Here is an 18982-nt window from a genome sequence, read left to right as displayed (position 1 = left end):
TAGCGGCCCGTTGGCATTCATCTTGGCCCTATTGCTACCGCTGGGGGGCGCTCTAGAGCAAAGGCTGCTGGCCTGGCCCGATTGGTCGCTGCCGGCTCCCCTAACAAGGCCAGCTCAAACGGATCTGGAATACCCCCAGTGGCTTGAAGGTAATTGGCTACTCACAAGCACCGATGGCAGCCAAGCAACCGTTTGCTTTAAACGCCGCAGCGATGGCTTGGTGGTGGGCAATCGGGCTGCCAATGCCACTGCAGTTGCCAAATTAAGCCTGGGGGATGAATTGCTTTCAGTTGAAAACGACCCCAACAATCCCAACCGGCAACTAACGCGCTTGCGCGATGGTTTATCGCTTGAAACCAGCGTTCAAGGGCGTGGCAGCGAGAGCATTAGCCCAATCGTTTTTTTGGCTGATGAATTGAGTTTGCAAACCCTGCGGCGGCCTGAGCTACCGCCACGCCTCAGCCGAATCGAAATTCTGAGCAAATTCAGCCGCAGCGATCAAAACCACATCACCGTGGAGCAGTGGCAAGCCCGTTATCCACCACCGGAAGCAGGGCTGCGTCCAGGGGCCGTTGCCACCAGTTCTTCCACCTTGCTGCTGGAGCGGCAAACTGGAAATGATTTCATTGCATTACCGAGCGCGCCGTGAGGGATTTTTTCGTAAATGTGACCCGCTACCCCAGGTATTTAATTGCCCTGGGGCTTGGCGTTGCTGATTCAGTATTCGCCCCTTTGCTTGCCCGCACCAGTAACCCCGTAACAGCGATTGCTTTGGTGGGGGCCGTGGTGAGCGGTGGCATCAGCCTTGCATTAGTGCTGCATGCGATGGTTACCCCAGTACCAGGGGCATAGAGATGGCCCAGGGACGGCGGGTGGAACGGGTTGCTTCCCTAATCCGTAGGGAAATGAGTGAACTGCTGCGCACTGGCGTGCGCGATGAACGGGTTTCCCAGGGCATGGTGAGTATCACCACGGTGGTGGTGGCCGGAGATTTGCAGCATTGCAAGGTTTCGGTGAGCATCTACGGCAGCAAAAATGAGCAGGAGGAGGCCATGGAGGGTTTGCGCTCTGCCGCTCCTTATCTGCGCGGTGAATTAAGCCGCAGGTTGAATATGCGCCGCACCCCTGAACTGGTGTTCCACCACGACAAAGGCCTAGCCGAGGGGGTGGAGGTTTTGGGTTTACTAAATCGTTTAGCTGAGGCCCGCCAAGAACAAGAGGAGCCATGAACCTGCGCCGCAAGCTGGCCCAGCTATTGGTGTTAAGGGCGAGTGGTTTTAGCAGCGATAGCCAAAGGCGCTATCCCCGCTGGGAACTTGCTAATGCCGAATTGCAATATTTGCTCAGCCAAGGGGTTGGTGGGGTGATCTTGCTCGGCGGCAGCAGCGCCGATTTAGCCCTGCGCTGCCGCCAGTTACAGCAATGGGCTGGATCAGCGGCGCAAAACCGTTTATTGCTTTGCGCCGATGTGGAAGAGGGGGTTGGCCAACGCTTTGAAGGCGCCACTTGGCTTGTGCCACCTCTGGCCCTAGCGCCCCTATGGCAGGCGGAACCCCAAAGGGCCGAAGCCCTAGCCCGAGCCTACGGACGCTGCACCGGCCGCGAGGCGCAAATCATCGGGCTCAATTGGGTGCTGGCGCCCGTTTGTGATGTGAATAACAACCCAGCTAATCCTGTTATCAATGTGCGTGCCTGGGGGGAAACAGCTGCCGCAGCAGCAGCCCTTAGCTGTGCTTTTTTGCAGGGGCTAGAGGGGGAAGGGGTGCTCGGTTGCGCCAAACATTTCCCTGGCCATGGGGATACCAACCAGGATTCCCACCTGCAGCTGCCGCAATTACTCCACAGCCGCGAACGCCTGGAGCAATTGGAATTTGTGCCATTTCGAGCTGCCATCGGCGCCGATGTTGCCAGCGTGATGACGGCCCACCTGCAATTGCCAGCCCTCGATCGCGAGCGCCCCGCCACCCTCTCAGGGGCAGTGTTAAGCCAATTATTGCGGCAGGAATTGGCTTTTAACGGTTTGATCGTTACCGATGCATTGGTGATGGAAGCGATCACCAACCACTACGGCCCGGGTGAAGCGGCGGCCCTGGCCTTTGAAGCAGGCGCTGATTTGATCTTGATGCCAGCTGATGCTGCTGCTGCCCTTGATGCCCTAGAGCAGGGCTGCATAACAGGCCGTTGGAGCGAAGAACGGCTTGAGCAAAGCATTCAAAGGCGCCAATCTGCCCTAGGGCGCTGCCGCCCAACAGGCATCGATGCAGCGGCGGCTTTGGCAAGCCTGGCTCACTTACAGGCACCCCACGGGGCCCTAGCCCAAGAACTACTGCAATTAAGCCTGCAGCAGCAGGGCAGCAAGGGGCTTCAAGGGCCTGGCGTAAATCTAATTCGGGTAGACAGCAGCCTCGCCTGTGCCCCCTTACCCCTGGCAGCACCTGCCCTGCTGAGGCCTGAGGCAGCTGGCTTTAAAACCACCTTGATCGATGGCCGCAGCCAACCCTTAAACCTTGAGGCCCTAGCGCCAGGCCCCGTGCTGCTGCAGCTGTTTGTGCGGGGCAACCCATTCCGCGGCAGCGCTGGCGCTGATGGCTATTGGGCTGAAGTGGTGCAAACCCTTCTGAAGCAACAAAAACTGGCGGGGCTAGTGGTGTATGGCAGCCCCTACCTATGGCAAGAACTGCAGCAACTGCTACCCAAAAACCTGCCCGCTGCCCATAGCCCGGGTCAAATGCCAGGGGCGCAAGCTTTGGCCCTGGAAGCCCTTGGCCTTGGGGCCGCCCGCCATGAGGGGGGCTTCACGAATTAGGGGGGTATTAAGGTTTGCGGGCACCCATTGGGCAACTGCGGCCATGCTCAGCCTCTCGATGATCGCCCGCAACGAAGAGGCGCAAATCGGCCGCTGCTTAGCCAGCGTGGCGGGCTTTTGCGATGAACTGCTGGTGTTGGATACAGGCTCCACCGACAACACCAAATCGATTGCCAGTGAAGCTGGCGCCAGGGTGGAAACAATCGAATGGCCAGGGGATTTTGCCCCTGCCCGCAACCGGGCCCTGGAATTAGTGCAGGGCGATTGGGTGTTGGTGTTGGATGCCGATGAATTCCTACTGAGCGATGCCAAAGCACCTTTGCAGGCGCTGATGGCCCAACCGGATGTGTTGGTGATAAATCTGCTGCGCTTTGAGGCAGGGGCAGCCCAATCCCCCTATTCCTCAGTGAGCCGCCTGTTTAAACGCCATCCAGCTCTCAACTGGAATCGCGCTTATCACGCCTCCATCGACGACAGCGTTGAAAAGCTGCTGCAAACAGAACCCCAATGGCGGGTGGTGGATTGCCCTGAACCAGCGCTTGTGCACAGCGGTTACCAATTGGAAAACCTGGTGGCAGGCCATAAGGCAGAACGGCTACGGCAGGCCATGGAAGCAGAACTGGCCGCCCACCCTGGCGATCCCTATGCCTGCGCCAAATTGGGCGGATTAGAAATTGAAAGCGGCGCCATCGAGCGGGGCATTGCCCTGCTGCAGCAGGGCTTAGCGCACTGCAGCGAGGGGCAGAGTTCAGAGCGTTATGAGCTGCAACTGCACCTGGGTATTGCCTACTCCCAAAGCGATTTACCTAGGGCGGAACAGCATTACCGCGCCGCCCTAAACGAACCTTTGAATCCCCGGCTCAGCATTGGTGCCCGCCTCAATTTGGGGGCGTTAATGCTGCGTCAAAACAAATTAGAAGAGGCTGCCAGCCACACCGAGGCCGCCACCCGCCAGGCACCGGAGGTGGCACTTGGTTGGTACAACCTCGGCTTAATTCGCCGCAAAGCAAACAACATCGCCGGCGCCCTAGAGGCCTACGAAACTGCCCTTGAGTTGGCGCCAAACAACCCAGAAATCCATCAAAACCTTGGGGCTGCCCAGCTACTAGGCGGCAATTTTGAAACTGCCCGCCAAAGCTTTCTAACGGCGATCGGCCTATTGCTTAGCCAAGGCAGGCAAGAGGAAGCAAGGGAACTGGCTGCCAAAGCTGGTGAACTGGTGAAATTGGATGCGGCCTGAGTTGAAGGCCACGGTGGTGCTAACCCGGGCTGAACAACAGCTGGGTGGCTCCCGCGCCCTATTTGAAGCAGCTGGCGCCCAAGTGTTGGATCTACCGGCCCTAGTTATTGGCCCGCCAGACGAATTAGGCCCCTTGGATGATGCCTTAACGGAACTGGATAGTTTCCATTGGTGTGTATTTTCCAGCGCCAATGGTGTGGAAGCACTGGAGGCCAGGTTGCAGCATCAGGGCAAATCCCTTGCCAGCCGCCCCCCTGGGGTGCGGCTGGCGGCCGTGGGCCGTAAAACGGCCGCTGTTTTGGAACAGATCGGTGCAGCGGCTGATTTTGTGCCCCCCGATTTTGTGGCAGACAGCTTGCTGGAAAATTTTCCTGTGGGTGTATGGGGCCAAAGGATCCTGCTGCCGCGGGTGCAAAGCGGTGGCCGCAGCATCTTGGCGGAAGCCTTTGGTGAAGCTGGCGCCAGGGTGGTGGAGGTGGCCGCCTATGAATCCCGCTGCCCCAGCTCCATGCCAGCGGCCACCAGCGCTGCCCTATTGGAGGGCAAGGCCCAAGCGATTTGCTTTAGCAGTGCTAAAACCGTGCGCCATAGCGTGAGCTTGTTGCAACAAGCTTTAGGCAGCAGTTGGCTGGCTTTACTTGAACCCTTAGCGGTGATATCAATTGGCCCCCAAACCAGTAATGCCTGCAGGGAATTATTGGGCCGGGTGGATAGTGAGGCCGATCCCCACGACCTTGAAGGTTTAGTGGAAGCCTGCCGGAGCGCCCTATCAAAGTTGGAAGGGAAAGCGTTGGGGCCCATTACCTAAAACCAATTGGCCCTGCTGCACGTTGATGCTGATTACGCGCCACCCAGGCGGTAACCAAGGAATGGCAGCGCCGCCTTGATCACCGGGGCTAACAGCACCACTTTCACTATTAAAGGCAACAAAAGCCTGGGGGCCGCCCCGATTGGTTAAGGCAACACCAGTGAATTGCAAACTGGGGGGCTTAAGCGGAGCTTTGCCGTTTTTACTTTTATCTATTGCTAATGCCGGTGGCGCAAATGGATCAATCCGGCCACTCGGCAGCGCAGCTAAAACTTCGGCGGTTTTTGGTAGTGCAGTAAAACGTGGATCTGGCACCGGTGCTTGGGGCAAAGGAGGCAGAGGATCTTTATAGGAAGTATTTGATCTATCAGTGCGGGGATTATTAACGCAGCCAGCTATGGCAGCTACGCAAAACAATGCAGCAAACGGCAGTGAGCGTTTCAGCTTTAGTTTTGCAACTGCCGGCACCTTATCTAGCGCCAGCCCTTTCTTCCACTAAATCACGAAAGCGATCCAAATTTGCCTGTAATTCCTTACTAACTAAGCCTCCCAACATGGCTGAATCCATCAAGGGCGCCAGCACCCCTGGCAATTCATAGCTAACGGTTAATTTCACGGCCGTAAGTGCGGGGCCCTCGGGATAAAAACGCACAGCACCCTTTGTTGGTAATCCCTTCACCGATTCCCAATTCAATTGCTGGGCTTCCACCCGATTGGTGATGCGTGCCTTCCATTGAAAACGAAAACCTTGGGCCGCCAGGGTCCATTCGGTGAGGTTTGGATCATCGAGGGTTTGCACCGATTCAATCCAACGCATCCAGAGGGGCATTGCCTCCAGGTCGCTCCATAAAACCCACACCTGATCTACGGGGGCCCTAATGCTGGTGGTAACACTGTGCTCGAGCCAACGGCCCATGGGATCTCCGTGAAGGGATAGGTGGTTTGCTTGTGGTTGGCCTAGTGGCCAAGAATTTTTGCTGCTGCCAATCTGCCACTCATGGTGGCCCCTTCCATGGAATCGATGTAATCCTGCTTGGTGTAGCTGCCGGCTAAAAAGAAGTTAGCCACTGGCGTTTGCTGATCTGGCCGGTAGGGATCCATCCCAGGCGCTTCCCGATAAAGGGATTGGGCTAGCTTCACCACATTGCTCCACACCAATTGCAAAGGTGCGGCCGAGGGAAACAATTGGCGCACTTGGTTATCGGTGTGGGCAACGATCTCTTCTATTTTTTTAGGGATCCAAGGATCGCCGGGGGTTAATACACATTGGAGCAACGAACCCAAACCAGGCTTGCGATAATCCTCCGGGCTAGCAAGGGCTAAATCAGCAAAGCAACTGAAATCAGCATCAGCCGTATAGAGCAAATTATTCAGCCCCGATGGCTTGGCAAGATCGCTGCGTTTTGCAACGGCTTCAGCTCCATCACCCAATTCAGTTATCCAACCGTTGTAGCGCAATTGCACCGTGGCAACTGGCACCGCCTCCAACTTATAGATACGCTCAAACATGGGCCATCTACGCCAAGCCGGCGGTATTAATTTTTGAATGCCCGGCACATCACAAGCGGCTAGGTAGGCATCGGCCTGCACGCTGATGTCACCGCTGGGTGTATTGAGTTGTAAGCCGCTTACCGCTGTTATTGGTTCGGGGTTTTGCGGGGAGCTTGTTTGATCAAATTGCACTTCAATTACCCGATGGCGTAGATGCAATTTGCCGCCGCGGGCGGTGATGTAGTCGAGGATTGGCCCCGTTAACCAGCGATGGGGTGAGCCCTTGAGCAAATTCAATTTTGATGCTTCTGTTTTAGTGGCAAACATCAAAAAAATAGTGAGCATGCAGCGGGCTGATATCGCCTGGCAATCGATGAAACCGAGGGCATAGGCAATTGGATTCCACATTCTTTTGATGCTTTCTTCACTGCCGCCATGGCCCACAAACCACTGCTTAAAACTAACGCGATCCAACTCGCGGATCGTTCGCATTGCCCCCTCATAGTCTACTAAACCTTGCACAATTGGGCTGGTGCCTAAAGCGAGGGCGTTGCGTAGTTTATCGAGCCAATTTAATTGAGGCGTTGTGAAAAATGCCTTGAGCCCATTAAATGGTGCCCCCAAAGCAAAACGAAAATCCAACTCCCTTAAATCTGCGCCGCGATTAACAAATAAATGGGTATGGTCTTTTGGTAATAGATTATCGAAAGCATCAACTTTGCGCAGCAAGGCAAAAAGATTGGCGTAATTAAAAAAGAACACATGCAGGCCCATCTCAATGTGGTTGCCATCTGGATCAACCCAGCTGCCCACCTTGCCGCCCATGAATGGCCGAGCCTCATAAATGTCCACTTGATGGCCGGCATCTACCAGATCAACGGCCGCTGAAAGCCCCGCCAACCCCGACCCCACGATGGCAACCCGCACCAATAACTCCTGCAGTTTCCTAACTCTATGGAGCAAAGCTGCCCCCTGTTGGTGGCTTTGCCTAGAGTTAGCAACAACATAACCAACAAATCCGCATGGCCACTGAGCTAGCCAGCCCCCAAACCCACACAGGTGTTGATGGCAAGGGCATTTTGATCACCGCCGCAGCCATGAAGCAGCTGGCTGCCTTGATGCAACAACAGGGGGGCGACCAGGTTTTGCGGGTGGGGGTGCGCTCAGGCGGCTGCAGTGGCATGAGCTACACCATGGATTTCATCTCTGCCGCCGAAAAGCAAGCTGATGACGAAAGCTATCTCTATGAACCAGCCGGTGCACCTGCCTTCACAGTGATCTGCGATCCCAAAAGCCTGCTCTACATCTATGGGATGCAACTGGATTTTTCCTCAGCTTTGATCGGTGGTGGTTTTAATTTCAGCAACCCCAATGCCACCCAAACCTGCGGCTGCGGCAGTTCATTTGCCGTTTAATTCATGGATATCCCAATGGATATACCCGCAGACGTTGACTTGGTTGTTTTATTTGGCTCACGGGCCAGGGGTGACCACAGCAACAACAGCGACTGGGATTTAGCCATTCGGTTTAACAATTACCCCCAAGGACCGATGCGGCTGCTGGAGCTAGATCAAGTGCTTGCTGAAACCATTTCTTGCTCAAGTGATGCGATTGATCTAATTGATTTAGATCAAGCTTCTTATCTACTGCAAAGGATGGTGGCAGAAGATGGCAAGCTTTTATTTGAAAGGCAGCCCGGTTTATTTATGAACTTCTGTTCGCGGGCGATCAGGCAATGGGCAGATTGGGAGCGCCGCCAAACAAAACTTTCGCAAGAAAGGCTCACCCCAGCAGCATGAGCCCCCTGAAAAAAGTTGTTCTTGAACGCAAATACGAACATTTGCTTGAGTTGCTTGATTTATTGAGCGCTGAAGCAAACACCTCCCTAGATGAATTTTTAATTGATCGGCGCCAACAACTGCTGGTGGAACGTTTGCTTCATCTAAGTGTGGAAGCAGCAAGTGATCTGCTTCAACATCTATTAGTTCAGAGCTTTCAAAGCAAACCGCAAACCTATGCCGACACTTTTTTGCTGGCTGGCCAGAAAGGCTTGATTTCCATATCCCTTGCCCAACGGCTGGTGCCTGCGGCTGGTTTACGCAATCGACTCGTTCACGACTACGAAGCCATTGATCCCAGCCGCATCCATGCGGCCATGGCTATTGCCGGGCGAGATTTAGGTGAGCTAAGCGAAGAACTAGCACCCCTAGTGCGGCAGTTCATTTGCCGTTTAGAACAGTGAACAATTGCCGGGCGATCCATGAACGCAACTAACGGGGCTTCCACCTTTGAGCAGGCGCTCAGCAGCTACCAAAACGGTGCGCCTCTGCCGCAAGTGATCGCAAGCTTTAAAGAGATCACCCAGCAGGCCCCCCGCCAAGCAGCCGGCTGGACCTGCCTTGCCTGGCTGCAACTGCTAAATGCGGAAGTGGAAGATGCGCTTCATTCAGCTAAAACCGCTGTAAAAATCAATCCACAAGATCCCCAAGCCCGCATCAACCTCAGCCTTGCAATGCTGGAAAACGGCGCCAAAGGGGTGCGGGAACACATTGAATTAGTGAAACGGGTGATGGCCTTTTCGCCTGAATTGAGCCGCGAACTGGAGGCTTCCATCGCCGATGGCTTACAGCGCAAACCAGGCTGGCCTGCCTTAGAAAAAGTAAAAGCCTGGCTGGCTGCTTGAGATGCGCCTGCTGCTGGTAAGCAATGGCCATGGGGAAGATCTCAGCGGCGCCCTCCTGGCCCAGGCCCTGCGACAGCAGGGTGCAGAGGTGGCAGCTTTGCCCTTGGTGGGTGATGGCACCCCCTACCTAACGGCAAGAATTCCGGTGCTAGGCAGCACCCGCAGCTACAGCACCGGCGGCTTGGGTTACACCAGCGCCGCCGGCAGGTGGGCAGAAATTTTGCAGGGGCAGGTGTTTTATTTGCTTAAACGCAGCCTGCGGCTATGGCAGGAAGCGCAGCGGGCCGATGGCCTGGTGGTGGTGGGTGATGTGATCCCGGTGCTGCTTTGTTGGCTTTTGGGTAAACCAGTTGCCACCTATCTAGTTGCCTATTCCAGCCACTACGAAGGCAGGTTGCGGCTGCCTTGGCCCTGTGGTGTCTGCTTAGCAAGCAAACGCTTTAAGGCAGTGTTCAGCCGTGATGAACTCACTGCTATTGACCTCAGCCAGCAATTGGGCAGAAGTGTGCAATTCCTCGGTAATCCATTTATGGAAAAGGTGTTGGCTAATGCCAATGCATCAAACAACAAGCAGCAGCTGGCCCTATTGCCGGGCAGTCGTTTGCCGGAGGCGCTCAATAACTTGGAATTGATGTTGAAGTTGCTGGAGCTATTGCCAAGCAGGGCTGGCAACTGGTGCTTCCAGGCGGCCCTTGTGGCAGAACTTGATGCCACAGCCGTGGCGCAATTGGCTAAGGGCCGGGGCTGGAGTTGCAATGGCAAGGTTTTGCAATGGCAAGGGCTAGCAGTAGAACTCTGTTGGGGCAAATTCAATCAAGTGCTTGCTGAATGCAGCGTTGCCCTATCGATGGCTGGCACCGCCACGGAACAGGCGGTGGGATTAGGAAAACCGGTGTTGCAATTAGCAGGCCATGGACCCCAATTCACGGCAGGCTTTGCCGAAGCCCAACGCCGTTTGCTGGGCCCGGCTGTGTTTTGCGCCCCCGGAGCGGTGGGCGCAAGCCATACCCTTGAGCAATCGCTTGATTTATTGCTTGATCTAATCGAAAAACCAAATGCAGCCCAACAAAGCATTTGGCGGGAGGAGGGCAAAAAGCGCTTGGGCAGCGCGGGGGGCACTGCCTCCATGGCCGCCGCCATCTTGAGGGCCCTGGGCGAATGAACAAACCAAATCCGCTGAAATTGTGGCTTGATCGCCTGCTGGTGGCGAATGTGTTTTTGGTAATCCTTGCTGCCATATGGTTTCTCGGGGCAGTGGCCCTAGAAACCCGCCAGGTGCATGGCCCGTTAAGCCTGTTCCAAAGGCTATGGGAACCGCTGTTTACGCCAGCGATTGGCCTGCTAATGGCAGCGGCATTAATTAGCGCTGGCTGGGGCTGGTGGCAGCGGCGAGGGCCGCTGCTAAATCGGGATAGCAAAAATTAAAACCCTGTTGCTGCAAACGTTCAGGCAACACTTTTTGGCCTTCAAGCACCACGGCAGCACCATCACCCAAGAGCAATTGCAACAGGGGCCCTGGCACTGGCAAAAGGCTTGGGCGGCCTAGGGCCCGGCCTAGGGCCTGGCAAAACATTGCCATCGTTGCAGGGTTGGGGGCAGTGGCGTTGTAGGTGCCGCTGTAGCTGCCATTGCTAAGGGCCTCAGCAATTATTGAACAGTAATCACTGCGCTGAATCCAGCTCATCCATTGGCGGCCAGAGCCGATGGGGCCGCCAAAACCAGCCCGAAATATCGGCAACATTTTGCCTAGGGCCCCACCATCGGCCGCTAGCACGATGCCAGTGCGTAAAACCACCAAACGACAGCTGCTGGGGATGGCCGCCGCTGCTGCTTCCCATTCGCTGCAGAGTTGGCCCAGGAAATCAGCGGCGGCGGGGCTTGCTTCGTTGAACACAGCACTGGGGCTGTTGCCATAGAAACCAACGGCCGAACCACTGAGCAGCACCTGGGGCGGCGTTGGGCTAGCTGAAATCGCCGCTGCGAGCATTTTGGTGGTGTTTATGCGGCTGCTGCGCAGCAGCGCGCATTGGCTTGGGGTCCAGCGTTGTTCGGCAATCGGCTCCCCCGCCAGGTTCACCACCCCCTCCGCCTGGTTTAGGGCCTCAGCTAGAGCTGATCCTGGCTGCCAACTTTCAGCAAGGGCTGGATTGCAGCGAATGAAATCAGCAGCTGGATTCCCCCTGCGGCTTACGAGGGTGAGTTGATGGCCAGCTGCAGCTAAGAGCGGCACCAATTCACGGCCTATAAAACCGGTGCAACCAAGCAACAACAACTTCATCACGGTTTAAGTAACTGCTGCGGAAGCTAACGCCAACCACAGCCGATTAGCCTTGGCTAAGCAATGCCACAAACCATGGCTGATAGCTTCAAGAAAGGCGCCTTGGTGCGGGTAAACCGCAAGGCCTATGTGGGCAGCCTGGAAGCTGCCGCCAGCGCACCGGAACCACCCGCCTACCTGCTGGAGGGGCCTGGTGAGGTGCTGCTTGTGAATGAAACCCATGCCCAGTTGCGCTTTCGCAAGCCGGTGCCTGATGTGTGGCTGCGGCTGGATCAATTGGAGCCCTATGCCGGCACTTGAGCCTGCAGGTGGCGTCGCCTTTGGGCAGCCTCCCGCAACATCTCACGGCCATCCCGCAAACAATCATCCACATAACCGGCGCAGTAGCGCTCCAGCTCAGCAACGGCATCCTGCACACCACTGAGGCAGTGGTAGAGGCTGAGGCCAAACGCCCTAGCTACCGCTGGGCAGGCATGGGAGCGAAATAAATATTCCACCTGCTCAAGATGGCCGCGGCTGCGCTCGAGGTAGGCAGAAAAATCAGCCATCAACTGATCGTCGTAGGGGTCGGCGGCGAGGGCCGTGAGCTCTGCATTGAAAGGTTCTAAAACCTGGGCTAACAATTGATCAATGGGGCCATAAACCTGCTGCAACCACTGCTCTAGGGCCACATCACTGCTTTTAGGGATGGATCGCGCAGGAATGGGTTGCGATGCGTTGTAACTACGCCTACTTTCCTGATTGCGCAGCAATTGCCAGGCGGCATTGATGGCAATGATCTGGGCCGCATCTTGGTTAGGGCCCCCCTTGGCATCGGGATGGTGTTGCTTTACCAAAGCCCTGTAGGCGGCTTTTATTTCAGCTGTTGTGGCCCCGCGGGATACGCCTAATACCCGATAGGGATCCACCGCAGTCATGGCATGGCATCGCTAAACATCGGTGTGCTGAGGTAGCGCTCACCAAAACTTGCTAACACCACCACTATTAATTTGCCAGCCCATTGGGGCCGTTGGCCCAGCCTTAATGCAGCCGCCATGGTGGCGCCACTGCTCACACCACTAAGTAAGCCCTCTTCCCGCGCCAGGCGCCTACCCATGGCCATGGCATCGGCATCACTCACCTGCATTACCTCATCGATCAAATCAGCTTGGTAGTTGTCTGGCACAAAACCAGCGCCAATACCTTGGATGCGATGGGGACCTGGGGCGCCACCACTGAGTACGGGGCTGCCACTGGGTTCCACTGCAATCGCTTGGAAACTTGATTTGCGCTGCTTCAACAGCTGGGCGCAGCCGGTGATGGTGCCACCGGTGCCAACACCGGCCACGAGGGCATCAATGCGGCCATCGGTATCAGTCCAGAGCTCTTCCGCAGTGCTGCGGGCATGGATAGCTGGATTAGCTGGATTAGCAAACTGCTGCAATAAATAGGCATTGGGCAGCTGCTCCGCCAGGCTGCGGGCCCGTTGAATTGCCCCTTTCATGCCCTCCGCCCCTGGGGTGAGCTCCAATTCAGCTCCATAGGCCCGCAGCATGGCCCGCCGCTCCTGGCTCATGGTGTCTGGCATCGTGAGGATTAAGCGATAACCACGGGCGGCCGCCACCATGGCAAGGGCAATGCCGGTGTTGCCGCTGGTGGGCTCCACCAAAACGGTGTGGCTTGGGTTAATAAGGCCATTGGCTTCTGCATCGAGCACCATGGCAAGGCCGATGCGATCCTTCACCGATGCGGTGGGATTAAAACTTTCGAGTTTTGCTACCACCTCAGCAAGGCAACCTTCCGCCTGGGGCAAACGGTTGAGACGCACCAGGGGGGTGCGACCCACAAGTGCTGTGATGTCAGGAGCAATTGCCATCGAAGGAGCTTGGAATAGGGCCATTCTGCTGGGCCAACCGCTGGGCAACTGTTTCGATCAAGCCAGCCCAGTTACCCCGCTGCTGCAAACGGAATAAACGCACACTTTGATACCAAGCCATATGCGGGCCTGATAGGCCATAACGCCATTCAGCCCGATAGGGCAATAAACCCCAGGTGGGTACGCCGAGACCTGCGGCGATATGCAGGGCGGTTTGCTGCACGGTGATCACCAGATCAAGGGCAGCGGTGAGGCCTGCGGTGGCGAGCAGATCACTGCCGGTGCCAGCAAAGTGATGCACTTTGATGCCATGGTTTTGCTCAATGGCAGCCAATTCAGCTGGGTTGTGGCTGTATTGGAGGTTCAGCCAATGGCAACCGGGTTGCTGCAGGATCGGCAATAACTGCTCCAGGGCCAGGGAGCGTTGCATGCGGTTAGCAAGGGTGCCGCCCCCCTGCCAGGCGATGCCAATTTTGAGGCCAGGGCCTAAATCAGCCAGGCGTTGGCGCCAGGGTTCCACTAACTCTGCCGGGAGGTTTAGGTGGGGTTTACGGCCAGCGAAACTGCTTTGATCTGGCCGATAAAGCAAACCCAAACTGCCGATGCTGCAGGCCACATCCAAGCTGGGTAGCAAGCTATCTGGATAACTGGCGGCAACGGGCAGGTGGGGGAAGCAAGCCCCCATGAGGGGCACTAGCCGTGGCGGCAAGAGCAACTGCAAGGAACCAGCAGAGCCATTGAGATCAGCCTCAAGATCCGGAAGCATCGAGGCAAACATCAAGGTATCGCCGATGCCCTGCTCGCCATAGAGCAAAACAGCACTACCTTTAATCGCCATCTGGCTCTGTAAACGCTCTAAACCAAGCAATGGCAAGCCCGGCGGGATGATTTGGGCGCGATCAAGGCTGTAGTAGCGCTGTTCATAGAGCTGCCACCCCTGGCGCCAGGCGCCTGCTGCCAATAGGGCGCGGCCAAAAGTCCAGGCCCAATTGGGGCAGGCCGCCAACTGGGGCAAATGGGGCTCCAGAAGGCTTTCCACCTGGGCTGGCAACAGCTGAAATATCAGGCTGTGCAATGCCTGCAGTTGCTCCTCGGGGGGCAAAGAACCCGGCATTAGACAGCTGCGCAGGCTGCTTTCGGCCGCTTGATAATCACCCTGTAACAATTGGCACCTGCCCTGCCAGAGCAGGGAGCTGGGCGCTGGCAGCTGCGCCATCAAGCTGGAATCATGCAGATCCCAAGCCAGATTTCTTAGGGCATGCAACACCGCAGGATGCTGGGGCCATTCGCTATGCAAATGTTGGGCCCAATTGATAACAGCATTTAGATCAAGGTTTGCCTGCAGCAATTGCAACCATTCCAAAGCAATCGTTTGATCAGCTAAGAAAGCTTGTAACCGCTGGCGCAGGGCTGGGCTACAGCTGCCTTCATTACGGCGACGTTCGCAGGCGAGGGCTAATTGCAGCAATTCAACGCTGTCACCATGGTCGAGCAGCACCCGATCAATGCAGGCTTGGGCTTGATCAAGCCGATCTAAATGGAGATTACAAAGGGCTAGGGCAAGGCCAAAATCAGCGCTGGGGGGCTGGGGTTGTCGCTGAAATTGAGCAAGCAAATGCTGTTCGGCGCTTGCAGCCTGTTGCTGGGCGCATTGCTGCTTTGCAAAAGCCAAAAATTCCATTTTGATCAGAATTTATTCATCAATAGCTGGGAACCATTAAAAATTGAACTGGGTTTTAAGCACAGCACCCCAACTACTACCAGCGCCAAGGCCATCGGAATTAGCAGTGGCTGATATATAAAAAATGCCTGGGGTGAAGCTGATGTTATCGCTTAATTGAAATTGATACCAAGTTTCAAGGGCGATGGGCATCGCAGCATCACTATTCCAACTGGATCGGTTGGTTTGCAGTGCGGGAACTCCACCAACACCAATGCCGGCGCTGTTGCCTTTAATGAATAGATTATTGAAATTTAAAGCGAGCATCCAGCTATTTAGCTGCGCCAAATCACCAGCTGATGTCATTTTAACGCCTAAAACACTGTTATTAAATCGAGCTTTCACGGCCCCGTGGCCATAGGCAGCCGTAACACTGAAATCAGCACCAATTTGATGGGCAATGGTAACGCCAAGCTGATTTGCTTCGTTGAGGCTGGCATACATAAAAGGCGTGAGGGCAAGCTGAGTTCCCACTGCACCCATGGAATTGTGTCCGCGTTCATAGGCGTAGTTAGCAGTAAATAACCATCTGCTGTTGCTGCTCTGCCAGGCCAGCTGTAGGGGAATCCTCAGGCGGGTGTTAGCTGAAAACCAACCTTGCGCCATAATGTTATTTGCATCTGGCGACACTGCATCTGCCTCATTGGTGAGATAGCCAATGCCAAATCTAAGATTTTTCAAGGATAAAAAATCCAATTGGAATGGCCCGTAATTAAAACCAGCGCCACTACCTGTATAGGAAGGCAGCACACCAGCGGCGCTACTAAAGAATTCAAGCAGGGCAGATGGGCTATAAAAACTACCGCGGCTTGGCAGGAAGCCATCTTGGCCTAAACGAACCCCTAGGGAAAGATTAAAAGAGTTATTAAGCGGAAAAGCATAAAACAGCCGATCTAGAAATACAAAGGGAGTGGCGCCATTGGGCCACTCAATGGTGGCGCCATCGTAGGCAAGGCCTGCGGCTGGATTTGCTGTGCGGGCAGCAAAGCTATAGATGTTGTTTGAACGCACCCTTATTTGTAATTTATCAACCCCAGAAAAACTAGTATCAAAACTCAAAGAAGCATCATGGGAAAAAGTGAAGGCATTATTATCTGCCACGTAATTTTTATTTGTATTATAAGCAGCAAGATTACGTATAAATTTAGTTGCTGCATTTTGCACATAACCAACCCTGCGCTGATCTTCCGCCAAGGATCCATATTCAGCAATCAAATAATTAAGCAAGTTGTTGTAGATGGTGGGATTTGTAACTAAGCCGCCAGGGGTAACAACTAAACCAAGGCCAGCACCACTGAAATTATCAACCGTATTACCCGCAGCATTAACGGCTTGATAATTGCGTTCAGCGCTGGCTGCAATTGAGATCGGATCATATACACCGATCGGCTTAACAACTAAATTAGCGGTGTTGTTGTAGTAAGCGTAATTTTTAACGCGACGCGCCTCATTTGCAAGGGCCACCAGTGCATTTAAATCCTTTGGATCAAGCAATATTTTGCTGCTATTGAAATCACTACTGCTGGTGCCACTGGTGGTGGCGAATAATGCATTGGTGCGGCCGTAGCGATCGAGCAGTGGAATTTGATTGCCTTGTAGTGGCAGGTAGATATTTGTAGCGGGCATCAAATATTCCAAGCTGAATGAAGAGCTTGCCAATTGAACAGTTTGCTTAAAGCCAGAATCTGTAAATAGGCTGATGCGGGTGAGTTGCGCTTGGGTTAGCGGGCGGTTTGTGCCGGGATTAATTAACAAATTTTGGCCAGAACCAACACCTTGCATCACGTTGCTAGTGGCCGGTTCAGCAAAAGCGTTGGTGGTGCTGCTGGAAGTGGTGTTGATGTTATTTGGTAGATAACCAGTCCAGGTGGTGCTGAATGCCAATTCACGGCTGAGTTTCGCTGGCGCAGATGCGCGATAAAAAATAAAAGCTTCCCCTTGGCTTAGGGGAGATTCGATCATATTAATAGATCTAGGTTGCACAGAAGCAATTGAACCATCGTAGGCGCGATGGCCATAGAGATCAGCAAGATTAGTAAGGGCGGTGGCTTGGCCAAAATTGGCATAACCATTATTGCGATATGCATTACCAAGAACAAAACGCACCACCCCAGACAGTTTGGAAGTAGTTGAAAAATCAGTGAGCTCAGGCTCCTGTTCCTGTTCAGCATAAACAGAAATAGGAGCTGAGCTAATAAATAAAAATATCGCCAGGAGATATTGCAACTTCATGAAAAATTGGCAGAAAAAAGCCCCTCCAAAGGAGGGGCTGGGAGTGTGTGAAAAGTGAATTTGATTTAACAGTGAACTAAACCAGATCAGAAGTTGAACTGGGTTTTGATCACGCCGCCCCACACATCGCCGCCACCGATGCCATCGGAGTTGGTGGTGCTGGAGATGTAGAAAATACCAGGTGTGATGCTGATATTGTCTGTTACCTGGAACTGGTACCAGGTTTCAATGGCGGTAGGCATGCCACCGTCTTTGTTCCAACCGGAGCTGTTGCTCACGAGTGAAGGAACACCACCGATAGCAAAACCGGCGCTGTTGCCTTTGAGGAACACGTTCTTGAAGTTGAGGGCAAGCATCCAGCTGTTCATAACAGCGGAATCGCCAGCATCGGCCATCTTCACACCCAATACGCTGTTGTCGTAGCGGGCGTTAACGGAGGCGTGGCCGTAGGCGCCGGTGATGCTGAAGTCTTTAGACCACTGGTAAGCCAGGGTGAAACCAAACTGGTTGGATTCGTTGAGGCTGGCATACATGAAGGGGGTGAGTGCTAACTGAGTACCCACTTGACCCATGGAGTTGTTACCGCGCTCAAAGGCGTAGTTAGCAGAAGCCAACCACTTCTTATCCTTGCTCTGCCATGCAAGTTGAACAGGCAGACGGAAGCGGGTATCAGCACCAAACCAACCTTGGGTCATGGTGTTGGAGGCATCAGGTGCAACAGCATCAGATTCGTTAGCCAGGTAGGCAATACCGAAGCTCACGCCATCCATACCGAAGCCTTTAGCACCCAATTTGCCCAAGGACAAACCTACGCCGGTACCGGTGTAGGAGGGGAATACACCAGCAGAGCTGTTGAAGAACTCAAGCAGAGCATCTTTGGTGTAGTAGGTACCACGGGTGGGTAGTGCGGCATCCTGAGGTAAACGAGTACCAACAGTTGCTACGGCGTAATCGCCTACTGGGAAGCGGTAGAACAGCTTGTCGATGAAGATGCCGGTTCTGGAGTTGTTGGGCCACTCAACAGTTGCACCGTCGTAGGCGAGGGAAGCAGCTGGATCAGCAGCACGGGCTGCAAATGCGTAGGTGTTGTTAGCGCGGATGCGGAACTGGAACTGATCTTTACCAGTGAAGCTGGTATCGAAGTTCAGGTAAGCATCATGGGAGAACGTGAAGGCGTTCTTATCAGCAACATAGTTTTTGTTGGTGGTGTAAGCAGCCAAGTTGCGAACGAACTTAGTAGCTGCATTTTGCACATAACCAACCTTGCGCTGATCTTCACCCAACGAACCGTATTCAGCCAACAGGTAGTTGATTACGTTGTTGTAGGAGTTGCTGTTAGTTACATAACCGCCTGGTGCAACCGTAAGGCCTTGAGTATTTGCCTGTACAGCATAAGTACCATTAGTTCCTTGAACAAAATACTCACGACCTTGAGCATTAGTTAGTGTGATTGGATCGAACTGGTTAGCTGGCTTCGTTGTGCGAACGCCATCTTTACCAGCGTAATCATAAGTTTTAACGCGGCGAGATTGGTTAGCTAATGCAACCAAGGCCTGCATGTCCTTACGATCAAGCAAGATCTTGGCGTCTGCGTAGTTGCTGCTAGAGCTATAGCTGGTTTGTACACGTAATGCTGTGTCATTACCGTACTTGTCCTGCAGAAGGATATCGTTGCCAGTAAATACAGCTCCAGGTACTCTGCCAGCTACGGGGTTAACAAATTCAGACGTAAACGCAGCTTTGCCATTTATGTTGGAAGTAACTGGTCCAGTAGTTGCTGTAGGAGTTGCTGCGTTTGCACCTGCCACCTGAGTTGTGTAACCATCTTTGGTGTAGATGGAAGCACGAATCCTGTTAGGAGCGTAGGGA

At 54.3% G+C, this 18982-nt stretch carries 22 protein-coding genes; 13 read left to right on the top strand and 9 right to left on the bottom strand.

Translation table 11 applies throughout. From position 1 onward, the window contains the following. Positions 1-10: 10 nt before the first annotated feature. From KBY68_RS10240 to KBY68_RS10215, 6 genes are read left to right on the top strand one after another with little or no spacing between them, the layout of a single operon-like run. Positions 11-649, top strand: a complete 639-nt coding sequence (locus tag KBY68_RS10240; protein WP_255097078.1) for a DUF6816 family protein — start codon at positions 11-13, stop codon at positions 647-649. After that, positions 646-852: a DUF751 family protein gene (locus tag KBY68_RS10235; RefSeq protein ID WP_106500797.1), complete on the top strand. Its 207-nt coding sequence runs from the start codon at positions 646-648 to the stop codon at positions 850-852. The genes KBY68_RS10240 and KBY68_RS10235 overlap by 4 nt, the downstream gene beginning before the upstream one ends. A 2-nt stretch (positions 853-854) precedes the next feature. After that, positions 855-1229, top strand: a complete 375-nt coding sequence (gene rbfA / locus KBY68_RS10230; RefSeq protein WP_255097076.1) for a 30S ribosome-binding factor RbfA — start codon at positions 855-857, stop codon at positions 1227-1229. Beyond that, a complete protein-coding gene (locus KBY68_RS10225; RefSeq protein WP_255097075.1) occupies positions 1226-2806 on the top strand; it encodes a glycoside hydrolase family 3 N-terminal domain-containing protein in 1581 nt (526 codons plus the stop codon). Before rbfA ends, KBY68_RS10225 begins: the two co-directional genes overlap by 4 nt. Before the next feature lie 43 nt (positions 2807-2849). After that, a complete protein-coding gene (locus KBY68_RS10220; protein ID WP_106500794.1) occupies positions 2850-4046 on the top strand; it encodes a glycosyltransferase family 2 protein in 1197 nt (398 codons plus the stop codon). Next, positions 4036-4854 (top strand): uroporphyrinogen-III synthase, encoded by an 819-nt coding sequence (locus KBY68_RS10215; protein WP_255097073.1) that lies wholly within the window; start codon positions 4036-4038, stop codon positions 4852-4854. Before KBY68_RS10220 ends, KBY68_RS10215 begins: the two co-directional genes overlap by 11 nt. On the opposite strand, the gene KBY68_RS10210 is transcribed toward KBY68_RS10215, so the two are convergent. Genes KBY68_RS10210 through zds form a run of 3 tightly spaced genes read right to left on the bottom strand, consistent with a single transcriptional unit; the run spans position 4816 to position 7272 of the window. Then, positions 4816-5322 (bottom strand): hypothetical protein, encoded by a 507-nt coding sequence (locus KBY68_RS10210; RefSeq protein ID WP_255097072.1) that lies wholly within the window; start codon positions 5320-5322, stop codon positions 4816-4818. The genes KBY68_RS10215 and KBY68_RS10210 overlap by 39 nt on opposite strands. Position 5323: 1 nt before the next feature. Further along, positions 5324-5770, bottom strand: coding sequence for an SRPBCC family protein (locus tag KBY68_RS10205; RefSeq protein WP_106500791.1), 447 nt, complete (start codon positions 5768-5770; stop codon positions 5324-5326). A 41-nt stretch (positions 5771-5811) separates the two neighbouring features. Next, positions 5812-7272, bottom strand: coding sequence for a 9,9'-di-cis-zeta-carotene desaturase (gene zds / locus KBY68_RS10200; RefSeq protein WP_255097071.1), 1461 nt, complete (start codon positions 7270-7272; stop codon positions 5812-5814). 95 nt (positions 7273-7367) lie between these two features. On the opposite strand from zds, the gene KBY68_RS10195 reads away from it, so the two are divergent. From KBY68_RS10195 to KBY68_RS10170, 6 genes are read left to right on the top strand one after another with little or no spacing between them, the layout of a single operon-like run. After that, entirely contained in the window at positions 7368-7760 is a 393-nt protein-coding gene (locus KBY68_RS10195; protein WP_106500517.1) for a HesB/IscA family protein, read from the top strand. A gap of 3 nt (positions 7761-7763) precedes the next feature. Beyond that, positions 7764-8144 (top strand): type VII toxin-antitoxin system MntA family adenylyltransferase antitoxin, encoded by a 381-nt coding sequence (mntA, locus tag KBY68_RS10190; protein WP_255097070.1) that lies wholly within the window; start codon positions 7764-7766, stop codon positions 8142-8144. Next, positions 8141-8587: a type VII toxin-antitoxin system HepT family RNase toxin gene (hepT, locus tag KBY68_RS10185; RefSeq protein ID WP_255097068.1), complete on the top strand. Its 447-nt coding sequence runs from the start codon at positions 8141-8143 to the stop codon at positions 8585-8587. The genes mntA and hepT overlap by 4 nt, the downstream gene beginning before the upstream one ends. Before the next feature lie 18 nt (positions 8588-8605). Then, positions 8606-9028, top strand: a complete 423-nt coding sequence (locus KBY68_RS10180; RefSeq protein ID WP_255097067.1) for a tetratricopeptide repeat protein — start codon at positions 8606-8608, stop codon at positions 9026-9028. A gap of 1 nt (position 9029) precedes the next feature. After that, on the top strand, positions 9030-10190 hold the full coding sequence (locus KBY68_RS10175) for a lipid-A-disaccharide synthase-related protein (RefSeq protein ID WP_255097066.1): 1161 nt from the start codon (positions 9030-9032) through the stop codon (positions 10188-10190). Next, complete coding sequence (locus tag KBY68_RS10170; protein ID WP_255097065.1) at positions 10187-10453, top strand: DUF8620 family protein; 267 nt, start codon at positions 10187-10189, stop codon at positions 10451-10453. Before KBY68_RS10175 ends, KBY68_RS10170 begins: the two co-directional genes overlap by 4 nt. Here KBY68_RS10170 and KBY68_RS10165 read toward each other — a convergent pair. Beyond that, the gene (locus KBY68_RS10165; protein WP_255097064.1) at positions 10389-11306 is read right to left on the bottom strand and encodes a TIGR01777 family oxidoreductase; all 918 of its coding nucleotides are present in this window, start codon (positions 11304-11306) and stop codon (positions 10389-10391) included. The genes KBY68_RS10170 and KBY68_RS10165 overlap by 65 nt on opposite strands. A 63-nt stretch (positions 11307-11369) precedes the next feature. Here KBY68_RS10165 and KBY68_RS10160 point away from each other — a divergent pair, with 63 nt between their 5' ends. Beyond that, on the top strand, positions 11370-11606 hold the full coding sequence (locus KBY68_RS10160; RefSeq protein ID WP_390623278.1) for an NAD(P)H-quinone oxidoreductase subunit O: 237 nt from the start codon (positions 11370-11372) through the stop codon (positions 11604-11606). Here KBY68_RS10160 and KBY68_RS10155 read toward each other — a convergent pair. From KBY68_RS10155 to KBY68_RS10135, 5 genes are all read right to left on the bottom strand, one after another. Beyond that, positions 11591-12223: a J domain-containing protein gene (locus KBY68_RS10155; protein WP_255097063.1), complete on the bottom strand. Its 633-nt coding sequence runs from the start codon at positions 12221-12223 to the stop codon at positions 11591-11593. The two genes, KBY68_RS10160 and KBY68_RS10155, sit on opposite strands and share 16 nt — an antisense overlap. Beyond that, positions 12220-13161 (bottom strand): cysteine synthase A, encoded by a 942-nt coding sequence (cysK, locus tag KBY68_RS10150; protein ID WP_106500518.1) that lies wholly within the window; start codon positions 13159-13161, stop codon positions 12220-12222. The genes KBY68_RS10155 and cysK overlap by 4 nt, the downstream gene beginning before the upstream one ends. Then, complete coding sequence (locus KBY68_RS10145) at positions 13145-14842, bottom strand: glycosyltransferase family 9 protein (RefSeq protein WP_255097062.1); 1698 nt, start codon at positions 14840-14842, stop codon at positions 13145-13147. Before KBY68_RS10145 ends, cysK begins: the two co-directional genes overlap by 17 nt. Before the next feature lie 36 nt (positions 14843-14878). Next, positions 14879-17113: an iron uptake porin gene (locus KBY68_RS10140; protein ID WP_255097061.1), complete on the bottom strand. Its 2235-nt coding sequence runs from the start codon at positions 17111-17113 to the stop codon at positions 14879-14881. An 86-nt stretch (positions 17114-17199) separates the two neighbouring features. Beyond that, positions 17200-18982 (bottom strand): iron uptake porin (locus KBY68_RS10135; RefSeq protein WP_255097060.1); only part of this gene is annotated, 1783 nt, incomplete at its 5' end.

Source organism: Synechococcus lacustris Maggiore-St4-Slac (genome assembly GCF_024345595.1).
In the GTDB taxonomy this organism is placed as follows: domain Bacteria; phylum Cyanobacteriota; class Cyanobacteriia; order PCC-6307; family Cyanobiaceae; genus Synechococcus_D; species Synechococcus_D lacustris.
This window is presented reverse-complemented; position numbering and strand designations above follow the sequence as displayed.

Bases quoted from the DNA above. Each gene is read 5' to 3' on its own strand.
- KBY68_RS10140 (WP_255097061.1), bottom strand. From the start codon at position 17,113: ATGAAGTTGCAATATCTCCTGGCGATATTTTTATTTATTAGCTCAGCT.
- KBY68_RS10160 (WP_390623278.1), top strand. From the start codon at position 11,370: ATGCCACAAACCATGGCTGATAGCTTCAAGAAAGGCGCCTTGGTGCGG.
- KBY68_RS10175 (WP_255097066.1), top strand. From the start codon at position 9,030: ATGCGCCTGCTGCTGGTAAGCAATGGCCATGGGGAAGATCTCAGCGGC.
- KBY68_RS10195 (WP_106500517.1), top strand. From the start codon at position 7,368: ATGGCCACTGAGCTAGCCAGCCCCCAAACCCACACAGGTGTTGATGGC.
- KBY68_RS10220 (WP_106500794.1), top strand. From the start codon at position 2,850: ATGCTCAGCCTCTCGATGATCGCCCGCAACGAAGAGGCGCAAATCGGC.
- KBY68_RS10225 (WP_255097075.1), top strand. From the start codon at position 1,226: ATGAACCTGCGCCGCAAGCTGGCCCAGCTATTGGTGTTAAGGGCGAGT.
- KBY68_RS10155 (WP_255097063.1), bottom strand. From the start codon at position 12,223: ATGACTGCGGTGGATCCCTATCGGGTATTAGGCGTATCCCGCGGGGCC.
- cysK (WP_106500518.1), bottom strand. From the start codon at position 13,161: ATGGCAATTGCTCCTGACATCACAGCACTTGTGGGTCGCACCCCCCTG.
- KBY68_RS10145 (WP_255097062.1), bottom strand. From the start codon at position 14,842: ATGGAATTTTTGGCTTTTGCAAAGCAGCAATGCGCCCAGCAACAGGCT.
- mntA (WP_255097070.1), top strand. From the start codon at position 7,764: ATGGATATCCCAATGGATATACCCGCAGACGTTGACTTGGTTGTTTTA.
- rbfA (WP_255097076.1), top strand. From the start codon at position 855: ATGGCCCAGGGACGGCGGGTGGAACGGGTTGCTTCCCTAATCCGTAGG.
- KBY68_RS10180 (WP_255097067.1), top strand. From the start codon at position 8,606: ATGAACGCAACTAACGGGGCTTCCACCTTTGAGCAGGCGCTCAGCAGC.
- hepT (WP_255097068.1), top strand. From the start codon at position 8,141: ATGAGCCCCCTGAAAAAAGTTGTTCTTGAACGCAAATACGAACATTTG.
- KBY68_RS10215 (WP_255097073.1), top strand. From the start codon at position 4,036: ATGCGGCCTGAGTTGAAGGCCACGGTGGTGCTAACCCGGGCTGAACAA.
- KBY68_RS10165 (WP_255097064.1), bottom strand. From the start codon at position 11,306: ATGAAGTTGTTGTTGCTTGGTTGCACCGGTTTTATAGGCCGTGAATTG.
- KBY68_RS10205 (WP_106500791.1), bottom strand. From the start codon at position 5,770: ATGGGCCGTTGGCTCGAGCACAGTGTTACCACCAGCATTAGGGCCCCC.
- KBY68_RS10170 (WP_255097065.1), top strand. From the start codon at position 10,187: ATGAACAAACCAAATCCGCTGAAATTGTGGCTTGATCGCCTGCTGGTG.